This is a genomic window from Stenotrophomonas lactitubi, assembly GCF_002803515.1.
Classification (GTDB): Bacteria; Pseudomonadota; Gammaproteobacteria; order Xanthomonadales; family Xanthomonadaceae; genus Stenotrophomonas; species Stenotrophomonas lactitubi.
In genome coordinates this window covers 3974518-3988198 of the sequence record NZ_PHQX01000001.1, presented here as the reverse complement: position 1 = coordinate 3988198, position 13681 = coordinate 3974518, and the positions used below count along the sequence as shown (strand labels likewise).

Genomic DNA, 13681 nt, shown 5'->3' with positions numbered 1-13681 from the left:
GGGCAATGGCTGCCCAAGCGCCTTCGTTCCTCCCGGCGCGGTAACCGCCCAGGATGGAGAACAGGGATGTTGAAGCGATTGAAGGATCTTTCGTACGCAGCGCTGGCGATGACCGCGCTGGGGTGCGTAGGTACCACTGCGGTGCAGGCGCAGGAGGTGCAGAAGAAGTGGGAGAGCTACCTGTCGATGGGCCAGCCGCGGGGCACCGAAGCTGCGGTGCAGAAGGACATCAGGGCCTTCTTTGCCCGGTATGAGGTCGACAAGCCGTTCGTCTGGGAGGTCAAGCGGCAGCGCGTGCTGGCAAGCAAGGTCATCTACGACTACCGCGCAAAGCCGGAAGCGATCGTCAGCACCGACTGGGTCTACACATACTCAGAACAGGAGTATGCATCCGAAGATCAAGTCCGCAGTGCGATCCTCGCCCTTCGCGTGAGCGATCCCCAGTGTCCGGCCACCACGCTTGTGGAGGAGGACTGGGCGGAGTTTCCGGGACTTGGGCAAGGTGACGACGGAAGCATCACTCACGAAGACAAAAAGTTTCACTACACAGCCAATTACTTCTTCGCTAGTACGCAGAAATGCAGGGAGGTGAAGAGCTGGGAGCACGCGCGGCGCGACAGAACTGCCGTGTGTCCGAACCGTTCCAGCATGAAGTGGGATGAATCCATCCAGATGTGCTCGTTGCTTCAGCAGGATGAGCCCATGATGTCGCCGATGTTCGCCTATACGAGCACTCCAATCCCGCCTCAGCAGTGTCCAGTGGGAAATCCTTGTGACCCGACAACAGGTGACAAATCCCAACCAGAACTTGATTTCGATCTCGGCTGGATCAGCTTCCGTCGCCACTATCATTCCCTTACCAATACCGCAGGCGGGGCGCTGGGCACAGGCTGGACGCACTCGCACAATCTCCGGCTTGCGGCTGCGGTGGATGACTCGACGTTCCCCCCGAGCACCGAGCTGAAAGTCGGGCTGATCGAGGGAGATGGCGGCCAGATAGCCTTCCAAAAGGTGGGAGCGCAATACGAAGCTGTTGACGGCAGTGGTGATCGTGCCATGCAGCAGGGGGGTAACTGGCTGCTATCGCGTGTCCAAGAGCGCGTTCTGTTCGATGTGGAAGGTCGCATGCAGCGCCGCGACTTCGAGGACGGCACGTCATTGGTCTATGCGCATGACGCTCGTGGCCGGCTGCTCAGCATCACCCATTCCACTGGCCGTCGTTTGGATATCCAGTACGCTGCGCCTGGCGACGATGCACTGATCTCGACGATGTCGATAGCCGGCCAACTGGTGGCGGCGTACGGATACTCCGTGACAGGCGAGTTGACCACTGTCACCTATGCTGACGGTGGAGCAAGGACCTATCACTACGAAGACACGCGCTTCCCTGGACATCTGACCGGCGTTACGGCCGAGGACAACCGGCGCTACAGTTGGTATGGCTACGATGCCAAGGGGCGGGTGACCTGTAGCCGTCATTCGGGCGATTGCACACAGGCTGACGTCGGCATTGATGGGGTACGGCTGGATTACACGACTGCCGGCCCGGTCATCGTCACCGATGCACTCGGCAAGCAGAGCACGTACGCGCTTACCGCAAGTGGCAGCAGTGGCCTGCCACGCAAGGTCAATGGCATCACCGACAGCAACGGCACCGCCGGCCGTACCTACCTCCCAGAGGGCACGGACTTCCGCCGTCGCCTGCAGTCCTCCACCGACCGACGTGGCGTGGTTACCCAGTACGCCTACACCGAGGCCAACGACCCTACGGCCGGTGCTGTGACCGTGACAACCACCACCGAAGCGTCTGGAACACCCCAGCAACGCGTCAGCGAGACGCGTGTCGCGCTCGACAGCAATCGCCTGGTGCAGCAGACCGTCGGTAACCAGGAGACCCGCATCACCCGCAACGCGCGCCTGCAGCCGACCAGCGTCACCGTGCGCGATACCACGACCAACCAGACCCGCGTGACCACGCAGAACTACTGCGAGGCCGAAGGTCCGGATTGCCCGCAGGTGGGCCTACTGCGAAGCATCGACGGTCCGCGTACGGACGTGGCCGATACTGTGACGTATGCCTGGTACACCGCCGATGATGCGGGGTGTGCGACCAACGGTACCTGTGCGTTCCGCAAGGGTGATCTGCGCAGCATCACCAGTGCGTTGGGCCATACCGTTGAAACACTCGCTTACGATGCCTTGGGGCGCCCACTATCGGTGCGCGATGCCAATGGCGTGGTGACCGACTACACCTATCATCCGCGTGGCTGGCCGACGTCGATCACCGCGCGTGGCGCCACTACTGCCGAAGACCGAAGCACCCAACTGAGCTATTGGCCCACCGGCCACGTGCAGCAGGTCACCGAGCCCGACGGCAGCAGCGTCACCTATGTCTACGACGCCGCCCAGCGGCTGACGGACATTGCGGACAGTGCCGGCAACACCATTCACTACACCCTGGACAATGCCGGCAACCGTCTGCAGGAAAATACGGTCGATGCAGGGGGGACGCTGCGCCGCACGCTGGCCCGCGTCTACAACACTCTAGGGCAGTTGACCACGCTGAAGGATGCCGGCAACAACGCCACCGGCTTTGCGTACGACGCCAATGGCAATCCGCAGTCGGTCACCGATGCTCTGCAGCGGGTGACGAGCCAGCAGTACGATCCGCTGAACCGCCTGGCGCAGACCCTGCAGGACGTGGGCGGCGTTGCTGCGGAGATCCGCTCCAGCTACAACGCCTTGGATCAAGTCACCCAGGTGACCGACCCGAAGGGGCTGCACACCACGTATGCCTACAATGGTTTTGGTGATCTGACCGGGCAGGTCAGCCCGGACAGTGGGAGTGCTACTTTCACTGTTGATGCTGCTGGCAATCGCAAGACCCGCACCGATGCGCGCGGCGTGACTGCCACCTACAGCTACGACGCGCTCAATCGACTGGTCGGTATCGCCTATCCTGATCCCAACCTGGACGTGGGCTATCACTACGACACCGCGCCAGCGGTATGTGCCAGTGACGAGCGTTTCGCCAAGGGTCGCCTGGGTCAGGTGCTGCACGCCAATGGCAGCACCGTGTACTGCCATGACCGCTTCGGCCAGGTCACCCGCAAGGTGCAGACGATCAATGGCGTGGCCAGCACACTGCGCTATGCGTACAGTAAATCTGGTCGCCTGACCGCATTGACCTACCCGGACGGAAGTGTGGCGGACTACGTACGCGACGCCCTGGGTCGTATCAGCCAGATTGGGCTGACTCGCCCGGGACAGGCCCGGCAGGTGGTGGTCAACAACGTGACCTATGCAGCCTTCGGGCCGGCGACCGGCTGGACCTACGGCAATGGGCGCCAACTGCAGCGCCCACTGGATCTGGACTACCGCCCGCAGGCGGTGCATGACCCCGCGGCAGGCGGCCTGTCACTGGGTTATGGCTACGATCCCGTTGGTTCGATCACCGAGCTGAAGAGCGGTGCAGGTTCTGAGGTGCTTGCTAAATACGCCTACGACACACTGGGCCGCCTGACCCAGACCCAGGATGGCGCCACGGGTACGCCGATTGAAACCTATGGCTACGACGCCACCGGCAACCGTACCTCACTGACCACCTCGGTCGGGACCGCAAGCTACACCTATCCGGTTGACAGCCATCGCCTGATTGCTGTGGATGGTCAGGCGCGCAACCAGGATGCCGCAGGCAACACCACCAGCATTGGCAGCAAGACGTTTGCCTACAACGATGCCAACCGCATGAATGCGGTGAAGCAGGGCGCTGCTGTAGTGGAGAGTTACGGCTACAACCATCGCGGTGAGCGCGTGCTGCGCGCACCGGCCAGTGGCAATGCGCAGGTCACGGTCTATGACGAAGCCGGGCAGTGGGTTGGCAACTATTCGGCGACCGGGCAGGCGCAGCAGCAGGCGATCTGGCTGGACAACTACCCGGTGGCGTTGATCCAGACACCAGCCGCGGGCGTGCCGGAGCTGGCGTACATCCAGCCCGATCACTTGGGTACGCCGCGAGTAGTGATCGACCCCGTGCGGGATGTCGCGATCTGGGAGTGGAGCAACAAGAGTGAGGTGTTTGGCGATCAGGCACCGGCCAATGATCCCGATGGGGATGGCGTGATGTTTGATCTGGCGCTGCGCTTCCCGGGGCAGCAGGCGACGGATGCGAGTGGCTTGTTCTACAACTACCAGCGGGAGTACGACCCGGCGGTGGGGCGGTACTCGCAGAGTGATCCGATTGGGTTGGACGGCGGGATTTCGACGTATTCTTATGTCTCGAGCAACTCGCTGGGTTCCTCAGATCCGCTAGGCTTGATGGCAAATTGCACGTGTGAGGATGGCGGAGTCAACATTGACATCCCGATTAAGTTCAGTGGGGACGGCGCAAGTCCTGAAGTGGTGAACAGAATGATTAACTCTATTGAATCCACATGGTCCGCTCCAGGATTCAAGGTCACAGTTAGTCAGCCCACGAAAGGCCGGATGAATCGAGTGGATGTTCCCTTGGGTAATGGCGTCTCCAACGTCAGAGGGGGGAGCGTCGGGACATGGTATGCAGGTGCAAGTGAATGGACGGCTGCCCATGAGGCTGGGCATCTAATGAAGTTCATGATCGATGGACGAACGGACATGTATGACGTGACGTCAACGAATCCGCGCAGCACAGCCCCCGTTCCCGGGTGGGAGGGGAACATCATGGCAGAGCATCTGGGTCTGCCTGATGATCGGGTTAGGGAGAGCATTAAGAGGAGATTAAAGTGCAAATAGAAGCCATGCTGCGCGCAGCGCTGCTGCTCTTGCCAATGCTGGGCGGGTGCAGCATCAACAAATTTCAACATACGGAATGGAGATCGGACTGGGTAGATGTTTCATCCGATGCGATCTTCCCTGGCAATTCCACGACTCTGCCGCTTGACCGCATTTCCACGCTTGATCCGGATAGTGAAGCCGCCATTGCGGAGTGGATGTTGAAGAATTCACTGGTCGCGGTATCGGCATCAGAGGTTGAAGGGAAGATCGGTTCAAGGCCGTTGAGTGGCCTGAAGCCAGCACCCGGGGAGAGCCTCTATCTCGTCAGGGCCGCTTCGGATGAAGGGAATGGCACGTTCATCGGCTACGTCAACGACAAGGGACTTCTCATCATGTATGGGGTCATGGGTGGGTGCGGCGAGCAGAAGCACCGGGTGGTTGCCGTGAGCCTGCGGGATAAGCCCGCCAACGTGTTCGGCAGATGCTCGGCGGCGCTTTAGTGCGTTGAAGAGTCGAGCAGCGGCAGGGTGCAGGTGCCCTGCCGTCGCTGCCGGATCATCCGGTAGGCGGCACGCGGAACATCAATGGAGGATCTGCGGCGTGACCAAGCATCTCGTCCTCTGTCTGGCCATTGGCCTGACCGCATGCGCTGCCCAAGAACCACGCGCGGACTCATGCCCGACAGTCGTCATCACCTATGCCGGCATCGCACGGGTGGATGGCATGACCTACGGCCGCTTCCAGATCAATCCGCATGGTTCTCGGCCACTGCAGCTGTTGCTGGCCAGCGCCGACAGACGCCTGTATGCCAGGGCAGCCACCGTAGAGGTTCGTCGGATTGACGAACAGGCGTGGCGGTCCTTCAATGTCATCCTCGAAGAAGTTGCGCCTCCGGCAGCACGGCTGTCGATCGCCCCTGGCGAGGCAATGACGGTGCTGTTCGACGGCGACGGCGCGTTTCTGCCCGGCGCGATCGGCGCTGCGGAGGAATTCTCGATCATCGTCCGCGACGTGCAGGGCTGCGCTCACCGCTCGGTTCCCTTCCAGCCTGGCGTCAACAGAGCCGCAGCGGGGGATCGGGAAGCCGAATGAATCCACGACCAGCGCGCCATGCCGTGGTGGCGGGCGGGGGCGGAAGACTGAGGGAAGATGGCGCGCCCGGAGGGATTCGAACCCCCGACCAATGGCTTCGGAAGCCACTACTCTATCCGGCTGAGCTACGAGCGCGTGGTGGAACCGCCGCGCCGTCGGCCAGGGCCGGGGCGGGCATCGCAACGCAATGAGGCGGTGCGGGATGGGCATTCTATCCAGTTTCGCCGCACAAATCTCCCCCCGCCGGCAAAGTCGGTCAGAAGGCACAGGAGTATCCTAGTGCCATGGCTGATACCCCCCTTTCCGCGCCGCATACGGTGCCGACGCCGCGCTGGCGGCATTACTGGAGTCTGATGCGCGCCGATCGCCCGATCGGCACGCTGCTGCTGCTGTGGCCCACCTGGTGGGCGTTGTGGCTGGCTGCGGGCGGCCTGCCGCCGCTGTGGACCCTGTTCGTGTTCACCGCCGGCGTCTGGCTGACCCGCTCGGCCGGTTGCGTCATCAACGACTATGCCGACCGCTGGCTCGACCCGCATGTCGAGCGCACCAAGGCGCGGCCGCTGGCGACCGGCGCGATCAGCGGCCGTGCGGCGCTGGCACTGTTCGCGGTACTGATGCTGGTGGCCTTCGGCCTGGTGTTGACCCTGAACGGCCTGACCATCGCCCTGAGCTTCATCGGCGTGTTCCTGGCGGTCAGCTATCCCTACCTGAAGCGCTACACGCATCTGCCGCAGGTATACCTGGGCATGTCGTTCGGCTGGGGCATTCCGATGGCCTTCGCCGACGTGCAGGGCGAGGTGCCGATGCTGGGCTGGCTGCTGTATGCCGGCAACATCCTGTGGTCCACCGCCTACGACACCTGGTACGCCATGGTCGACCGCGAAGACGACCTGAAGATGGGTTCGCACTCCACCGCGATCCTGTTCGGCGATCTGGACCTGGTCATCCAGGGCGTGCTGTACGCACTGTTCCTGGCAACGATGGCGCTGGTGGGCGTGCGCGGTGGGCTGGGCGGTTACTACCTGGCCGGCGTGGCGCTGGCGACGCTGCTGGTGGTGTACGAATTCTGGATCTGCCGCGACCGCGAGCGTGGACCGTGCTTCAAGGCGTTCCTGCACAACAACTGGGTGGGCGCCGCGCTGTTTGCCGGTATCGCCGTGGATCTGGCGCTGCGTTGAGAAGCGCAGCCGAGCGTGGGCTCGGCTCTACACGGATTATGCGTAGCGCCCGAGCCCATGCTCGGGCGGCGGCGCACAGCGCCGGGCATCCTGCCACCTACGACCAATAGGTGGCAGACAGCCCGCACCCCACCGCCCAGAATCAGGCCATCGAACCTGGGAGGGTAGGTGATGGCTTCGACGGCAGCAGTACAGGACGGCTGGATGGCGCGTGCAGCATTGCGCTCGGCCGCCTGGGCGGAAAAATGGTTCCCCGATGCCTATGTGTTCGCGGTGCTCGGCGTGGTCATCGTCGCGGTGGCGGCGATGGGCTTTGGCGCCACCCCACAGGCCACCGCCAGCGCCTTCGGCGACGGCTTCTGGAGCCTGATTCCCTTCACCATGCAGATGGCCTTCGTGGTCATCGGTGGCTATGCCTTGGCCACTGCGCCAGTGGTGGCGCGCTTCATCGACTTCCTCGCCCGCGTACCGCGCACCGGTCGCGGCGCAGTGGTGTACGTCGGCCTGGTCAGCATGTTGGCCTCGCTGCTCAGCTGGGGCTTCTCGCTGGTGTTCGGTGGTCTGCTCGTGCGCGCGCTGGCCCGCCGCAGCGAGCTGCGCATGGATTATCGCGCTGCCGGAGCCTCGGCCTATCTGGGCCTGGGCGCGGTGTGGGCGATGGGCCTGAGTTCGTCGGCTGCACAGCTGCAGGCCAATCCGGCCAGCATGCCGCCGGGGCTGGTGGAGATCACCGGCGTGTTGCCGTTCACCGAAACCATCTTCCTGTGGCAGTCGATTGTGCTGACCGCCGTGTTGATTCTGGTCTCGTTGCTGATCGCCTGGCTGACCGCACCTGCCGCCGGCAGTGCGCGCACCGCCGAGGATTTTCCGGGTGCCGCACAGGCCGAACCGGAACCGCTGCAGCGCCGCACGCGGCCCGGTGAGTGGCTGGAATACAGCCCGTTGCTGACCGTGCTGCTCTCGTTGCTGGCCTTCGGCTGGCTGTTCAACGAGTTCGCCAACAAGCCCCTGGTCAGCGCAATTGCCAACCTCAACACCTACAACTTCATGTTCATCTCGCTGGGCCTGCTGCTGCACTGGCGCCCGCGCAGCTTCCTCAACGCGGTGGCCAAGGCGGTACCCAGCACCACCGGTGTGCTTATCCAGTTCCCGCTGTACGGCGGCATCGCAATGATCCTCACCCACGCCGCCGGTGGCGATGGCCAGACCCTGGCGCATCGGCTGTCGAGCCTGTTCGTGCACGTGGCCAGCACCGATACGTTCGCGCTGGTGATGGGCGTGTATTCGGCGGTGCTGGGCTTCTTCGTGCCGTCCGGTGGCGGCAAGTGGATCATCGAAGCGCCGTACGTGATGCAGGCCGCGAACGAGTTGAAGGCGCACCTGGGCTGGGCGGTGCAGGTCTACAACGCGGCCGAAGCGCTGCCGAACCTGATCAATCCGTTCTGGATGCTGCCGCTGTTGGGCGTGCTCGGCCTGAAGGCCCGCGACATCGTCGGCTTCACCTTCATCCAGTTGCTGGTGCACATCCCGCTGGTGCTGGGGTTGCTGTGGCTGCTGGGCATGACGCTGGTCTATGTGCCGCCGGTGATGCCGTAACGGGTGCAGCGCCGAGCCCGCGCTCGATCCGCAAACCTGCCTGCGTGCTGCAGACGGGACCGAAGGGGCAGGCCCCTCTGCGCGCGCTACGCCGGTGCAGGCTGCTGAATGCGTTCGTTTCCGGCTGCAGCATGACCACATTCCAAACCCGCATGAATCCTTCAGTGGCTTGTGCCGCAAGGGCTGGCGCGGGTTCATTCACGCGCGTACACACAGGTGTAGCCCGCTCACAACGCATGGTTAACCAATCGCTGCCGACGATGGCCCCGTCCACCGCATTCCGCGCGTGGCATTTGGAGATCGGACATGGCACAGCAGAACCAGAACCCGAACCAGAAGCAGCAGGGCCAGCAGAACCAGCAGGATCAGCAGCAGGAACGCGGCCGCGACCAGCAGCAGCAACAGCAGCAGGAACAGCAGAAGCGCAACCAGAACCAGCAGCAGGGCGGGCAGGACGAGGAAGAGTGATCCTGGCAGCCGCCATCCATCACCGACGAAGCCCCGCCCCGTGCGGGGCTTCGCTTATTCGAGCACACCGATCCGCTGCAGCACCGTCGCTGCGGCCATGTCGTTGGGGTTGGTACCGGGCAGGCCCTGCGGTACGTCCAGGCCCATGCCGCGATACAGATCAACCCAATGCTGGGAGATCTCACCGGTCTGCGGGTTGCGGAAGTTCATCGGCTGCAGCGCGAACACATGGTGCGCACGGAATGCGCGTTCGATGAAGTCCGAGCAGTAGTAGCTTTCGTCGTTCAACACATAGGCGGTGTTGTACGGCTTGCCCAGCATCGTGCGTGCGGTGGCCACTGCATCGGTGATGGCATTCCTTGGCGGCGCGCGCAGGCGATAGACCACGACCTGCCGTTGCTTGCCACGCGCATCCTGGCGGAACTGGTCCAGCGTCTGCCGGCGCGAGCCCTTCTCGTCGGCATGCAGCACCTCCCAGCCCTGCGGTGCCGACGCCACCAGCGCGACATGGTCGAAGCTGGGCGCCCCTTGTTTTCCCGTCGCATCGTCGATTGCCGCGCTCAGGCCACCGTGACCCGCGGTGACGAACAGCAGGTCGCCTTCACGGACCTCGATGGCCATCGCCAAGGCTGGCCACAGGGCGGGCAGCAGCAGGCCGATCAGGAGCAGGAGGCGGCGCATGGGCATCTCGAACAGGCGGGAAGGCGCGATTGTAGGCGGCAGGATAGGATGGCGCGACCAAACCGGAATCAGGACGATCCCATGAAGCCCCGCCGTTCCCTTGCTCTGCTGGCACCGGCCCTTGGCCTTGCGCTGTCCGCCTGCACGCCTGCGCCGCAGCCAGCGCCTGCTGAGGCCCCGGCCCCTGCAGCGGCACCTGCCAGCACAGCGACGGCGGTGGAACCCGCGCCCGCAGTGGCGACCGCGGCGTGCCCCCATCCGGCGTTCGATACCTTCCTGAAGCACTTCGGCAACGAGATCACCCTGCAGGAAAAGGCAACGGCCGATCCGCTGATGGACAGCTACGTTGACGCTGGCGCCGAGCCTGAGCCGCGCACTGTGGAACGCCCGGCTGCATTGGCCGATGTCGAATGGCCGGTGATGCCCGATCCAGCCGGGCTGGCCGGGCAGGGCCGGGAGATGCAGGTGACGGCCGTGGCCGATGGGCAGATGCAGGTGCAGATCCGCACGCCGGACAGCAGCGACCAGCAGACCTACACCTTCGCGCAGAAGCCGTGCTGGACACTGGTCAAGCGTGAAGACGAGTCGATCTGAGGCCAGATCGGGACAGGCGCGGACTACCGGCGGCTGCTAGGCTCGAAGCCCGATCAAGGCACGGAGACGCCGATGCAGGCCCGCAGGATGCGCACCACTACCGTAGTCATCGCCACGCTGTGGGCGATGACCACCTCCCTCGGCGCCCACGCACAGTCGCTGCACGCCGATGACCGCGCTTACTTCCCCAGCGCCGCCGCCGAACAGGCGGCACGGGTCACCCTGGGCGAGCGCGTTGAGGCATTGCAGAGCGCCACGGCGGGCGCGCCGGCCACGCGCTTCCGCCAGGCCGAAGCGCTGCAGGCACAGTGCATGCGTCACCATGCGTATCTGCATCTGCAGGCCGCGCGCAACGCACGTGATCGTCGCCCGGCGCAGGCGCTGGATCAGGTGATGGGGCTGTGCAGCCGTATCGCCCGTACCGGCAGGGCCGCCCTGCGTGAGGCGCCGGCGGATGCCCCCTGGCTGGCGTCCTATGGATTCCTGCGCGCCCGCGCGCTGCAGGAAGGCGCGGCGCCGGCCAATGCGCAGCTGGATGATGCCGTGGATGCACTGGCCGATCCGGCGCTGGATACGTTCGCGCGCCTGCGTCGGCAGATCATGCACAGCGCGGAATTCCCGCGTATCGAAGGTGCTGGCCGCAGCTGGGATACCGGCGCCGACAAGCAGGCCCTGGCCCAGCATCCCGACCGCGCGCTGCGTGAGGCCGGCTGGAAGGGGTACTGGCAGGGCGTGCAGTCGCGCCGTGAACCGATGGCGTCGGTACTGCTGGGCCTGGTGCAGGTGAATGATGCCGCCGCGCGTCTGCAGGGCGACGGCTCGGCCACCGCACGCGGCTATCGACGCATGGGCATGGATACGCAGACGGTCGACGCGACGCTGGCGGCGATCGAGCGCCACGCGGCAGAGCGTCGTGGATATCAGGACATGCTGCTGCAGCACGCCGGGCGCAGCGGTGTGATGTCGCCGCAGTTGTGGGATACCACCGTGCCGGATGCTGGCTATACGCCACCGGTGCTGAGCCTGGAACAGCTGCGCGATACCGCTGCCGACGCCATGCAGCCGCTGGGGCCGGAGTATGTCGCCGAGCTGCGCGCGCTGCTGGATCCTGCGCACAAGCGCATGGACCTGGCCACCGTGCTGGGCAGCCGCAGCCAGGACGCGTTCCATATATTCGCACCGGACACGCCGGCGCTGCTGTTCGTGGGGCTGCGCAGCGGCGATCTGGAAAGTGACGTGGAGATCGCCCATGAAGCAGGTCACTCCATGCATGGGCAGTGGATGCTGCGCGGGCGTGCCTCGCCATTGCATCTCAATGGCAGTGCGTGGATGACCGAGGCGTTCGCCATCTACAACGAGCTGCGCTTCCGTGACCAGTTGTACCAGCAGGCGCAGGATCCGCGCGCCAAGGCGTACTACCTGAAGTCGCTGCTCGACGACATGGTGTTGCAGCTGTTTACGTCCTCCGAGGAGGCGCAGCTGGAGCAGTCGATCTACCAGGGCGTGGCCAGCAATACGTTGGGCACCGCCGACGATCTGGACGCGCTCACCGGCCAGGTGCTGGCGCGCTACGGCCAGCAGCCGCAGCGCTATCCGCAGCTGCGCAGCACCTGGATCGGCAAGCGCCTGATGTATGACGACCCGCAGTATCTGGTCAATTATCTCTATGCCGGATTGCTGGCGGTGCAGCTGTATGTGCAGGACCAGCAGGATCCGGAGGGCTTCCGCCAGCGCTATCTGACCGTACTGGGTGAGGGCTTTGACCGCGCACCGCAGGAACAGGTGGCGCAGTTGCTGGGTCATGCACCGGACTGGCCGGCACTGGTCGACGCCGATCTGCAGGTGTTCGCACAGAACGCTGCCCGGCTGCAGGCGCTGTATGCGCAGATCGAGGCAGGACAGGGCACATGAGCCGCGTACAGCAGGCGCACGTTGCCAGGCCGAGGGCGTGGCTTGCGCTGCTGCTCTGCCTGCTGCCGCTGCTGGCGTTGGCGGCAGCCCCGATCCCTGCGTTGAATGACCCGGTGGTGGACACCGCAGATGCACTGTCGGCCAGCGCCCGCACCACGCTGCGTGAGCAGGCCTTGCAGCTGCAGGCACGCAAGGGCGCGCAGCTGCAGGTGCTGGTGGTACCCAGCGTTGGCGAGGAAGGTATCGAAGCCTATGCGCAGCGCGTCTTCGACCAATGGCAGCTGGGCCGCGCCGGTATCGATGATGGCGTGCTGCTGCTGGTGGCGGTGCAGGATCGTCGCGTACGCATCCAGACCGGTTATGGCCTGGAAGGCACCATCCCCGATGCCTATGCCGCGCGCATCATCGACAAGGCGATCGTGCCGCGCCTGCGCGAGGGAGACCTGGACCAGGGCGTGCTGGACGGCACCGCGGTGCTGGTGGCGCTGGTCGATGGTGAGGAACTGCCACCCTGGGACGATTCATTGGCACGCAACGTGTTGCCGCCAGATTGGCGCACCGGGGATTCGGTTGTTGCCCTGACGTTGCTGGCGGGCTTCCTCGCCGGTCTATGGCGATCGCCACCGCGTCTGCTGGCGACCAGGACCGAAGCCGAGTTCACCGGTAACCGCCGCGAGCGGCGGCGCAAGGCACTGGCAGCCAATGCGGCGGTGCCCAGGCCGACGTGGCCGACATTGCCTGCCTGGGGCCGGCCGCTGCTGGTGACGGCGGTGATTACTGCGGGGCTGCTGTCTGCGACGCTGCTGTTGCCGCGCCACGTGCTGCCGGCGCTGTTCTTCGTGACGGTGCCCGCTGTACTGGTGGCGACCCTGCTGGGTTGGTGCTGGCGACGCAGCCGTGGCGTGCGCATCGTGCTGTACGGCATGCTCGCCGTCAGCACCGGCTTCTTCGCGGTGATGCTGGTGCGTGGCCAGTTGCCACCCAGCCTTGCGCTGCACACGCTGCTGAACCTGGCGGTCGGTATCGTTGCCATGCTGGTGTTCTTCCTGGTGCAGGCCGGTCGCGCGCGCTGGCGGAAGAACCGCAACAGCTTCGCCATCCGTTTGGTGGTGCTGGTGCTGCTGACCGCTGGATATGCGCTGGGCGCACTGCTGGCCATCGACCGTGCCGGCGACGAGAACGCCCGCGTGCTGGCGACGATCGTGTCCAGCGTGGGCACGCTGTTCCTGTACTTCATCTGGGTGTTCACCCTGCTGCCCGGCGAGAAAGCCCGCGGCGGCCGCGGTTCGTCCCGAGGCTACCGTTCCTCCTCCAGCACTTCGTCGTCCAGTTCGTCCTCGAGCAGTTCCAGCGACTGGTCCGGTGGTGGTGGCCGCAGCGGCGGCGGAGGCGCCTCGGGCAGCTGGTAG

At 64.7% G+C, this 13681-nt stretch carries 10 protein-coding genes and 1 tRNA gene; 9 read left to right on the top strand and 2 right to left on the bottom strand.

Annotated elements, in window-relative coordinates:
• The first annotated feature begins 66 nt into the window (after window positions 1-66).
• The 3 genes from CR156_RS18675 to CR156_RS18665 all read left to right on the top strand — a co-directional run bounded on the left by CR156_RS18675 (window position 67) and on the right by CR156_RS18665 (window position 5844).
• A complete protein-coding gene (locus tag CR156_RS18675; protein WP_100553914.1) occupies window positions 67-4770 on the top strand; it encodes an RHS repeat-associated core domain-containing protein in 4704 nt (1567 codons plus the stop codon).
• A complete protein-coding gene (locus tag CR156_RS18670) occupies window positions 4761-5252 on the top strand; it encodes a hypothetical protein (RefSeq protein ID WP_243381920.1) in 492 nt (163 codons plus the stop codon). The genes CR156_RS18675 and CR156_RS18670 overlap by 10 nt, the downstream gene beginning before the upstream one ends.
• Window positions 5253-5352: 100 nt before the next feature.
• On the top strand, window positions 5353-5844 hold the full coding sequence (locus CR156_RS18665) for an adhesin (RefSeq protein ID WP_100553912.1): 492 nt from the start codon (window positions 5353-5355) through the stop codon (window positions 5842-5844).
• 58 nt (window positions 5845-5902) lie between these two features.
• Here CR156_RS18665 and CR156_RS18660 read toward each other — a convergent pair.
• Window positions 5903-5979, bottom strand: a tRNA-Arg gene (locus tag CR156_RS18660).
• 149 nt (window positions 5980-6128) lie between these two features.
• On the opposite strand from CR156_RS18660, the gene ubiA reads away from it, so the two are divergent.
• From ubiA to CR156_RS23015, 3 genes are all read left to right on the top strand, one after another.
• Window positions 6129-7022 (top strand): 4-hydroxybenzoate octaprenyltransferase, encoded by an 894-nt coding sequence (gene ubiA, locus CR156_RS18655; RefSeq protein ID WP_100553911.1) that lies wholly within the window; start codon window positions 6129-6131, stop codon window positions 7020-7022.
• A gap of 171 nt (window positions 7023-7193) precedes the next feature.
• Window positions 7194-8618, top strand: a complete 1425-nt coding sequence (locus CR156_RS18650) for a short-chain fatty acid transporter (RefSeq protein ID WP_207764213.1) — start codon at window positions 7194-7196, stop codon at window positions 8616-8618.
• A 306-nt stretch (window positions 8619-8924) separates the two neighbouring features.
• Window positions 8925-9086, top strand: coding sequence for a hypothetical protein (locus CR156_RS23015; RefSeq protein WP_165378361.1), 162 nt, complete (start codon window positions 8925-8927; stop codon window positions 9084-9086).
• Window positions 9087-9140: 54 nt separating this feature from the next.
• Here CR156_RS23015 and CR156_RS18645 read toward each other — a convergent pair whose 3' ends face one another.
• Window positions 9141-9767 carry a YiiX/YebB-like N1pC/P60 family cysteine hydrolase gene (locus CR156_RS18645; RefSeq protein WP_100553909.1) on the bottom strand — a complete coding sequence of 209 codons (627 nt, stop codon included), beginning with the start codon at window positions 9765-9767 and terminating at the stop codon, window positions 9141-9143.
• An 81-nt stretch (window positions 9768-9848) separates the two neighbouring features.
• Between CR156_RS18645 and CR156_RS18640 the strand changes: the two genes are divergently transcribed.
• The 3 genes from CR156_RS18640 to CR156_RS18630 all read left to right on the top strand — a co-directional run bounded on the left by CR156_RS18640 (window position 9849) and on the right by CR156_RS18630 (window position 13681).
• Complete coding sequence (locus CR156_RS18640) at window positions 9849-10361, top strand: hypothetical protein (RefSeq protein WP_100553908.1); 513 nt, start codon at window positions 9849-9851, stop codon at window positions 10359-10361.
• Window positions 10362-10433: 72 nt separating this feature from the next.
• Window positions 10434-12272 carry a M3 family metallopeptidase gene (locus CR156_RS18635; protein WP_100553907.1) on the top strand — a complete coding sequence of 613 codons (1839 nt, stop codon included), beginning with the start codon at window positions 10434-10436 and terminating at the stop codon, window positions 12270-12272.
• On the top strand, window positions 12269-13681 hold the full coding sequence (locus tag CR156_RS18630) for a TPM domain-containing protein (protein ID WP_100553906.1): 1413 nt from the start codon (window positions 12269-12271) through the stop codon (window positions 13679-13681). Before CR156_RS18635 ends, CR156_RS18630 begins: the two co-directional genes overlap by 4 nt.

Bases quoted from the DNA above. Each gene is read 5' to 3' on its own strand.
- CR156_RS18635 (WP_100553907.1), top strand. From the start codon at position 10,434: ATGCAGGCCCGCAGGATGCGCACCACTACCGTAGTCATCGCCACGCTG.
- CR156_RS23015 (WP_165378361.1), top strand. From the start codon at position 8,925: ATGGCACAGCAGAACCAGAACCCGAACCAGAAGCAGCAGGGCCAGCAG.
- CR156_RS18650 (WP_207764213.1), top strand. From the start codon at position 7,194: ATGGCTTCGACGGCAGCAGTACAGGACGGCTGGATGGCGCGTGCAGCA.
- ubiA (WP_100553911.1), top strand. From the start codon at position 6,129: ATGGCTGATACCCCCCTTTCCGCGCCGCATACGGTGCCGACGCCGCGC.
- CR156_RS18630 (WP_100553906.1), top strand. From the start codon at position 12,269: ATGAGCCGCGTACAGCAGGCGCACGTTGCCAGGCCGAGGGCGTGGCTT.
- CR156_RS18645 (WP_100553909.1), bottom strand. From the start codon at position 9,767: ATGCGCCGCCTCCTGCTCCTGATCGGCCTGCTGCTGCCCGCCCTGTGG.
- CR156_RS18675 (WP_100553914.1), top strand. From the start codon at position 67: ATGTTGAAGCGATTGAAGGATCTTTCGTACGCAGCGCTGGCGATGACC.
- CR156_RS18640 (WP_100553908.1), top strand. From the start codon at position 9,849: ATGAAGCCCCGCCGTTCCCTTGCTCTGCTGGCACCGGCCCTTGGCCTT.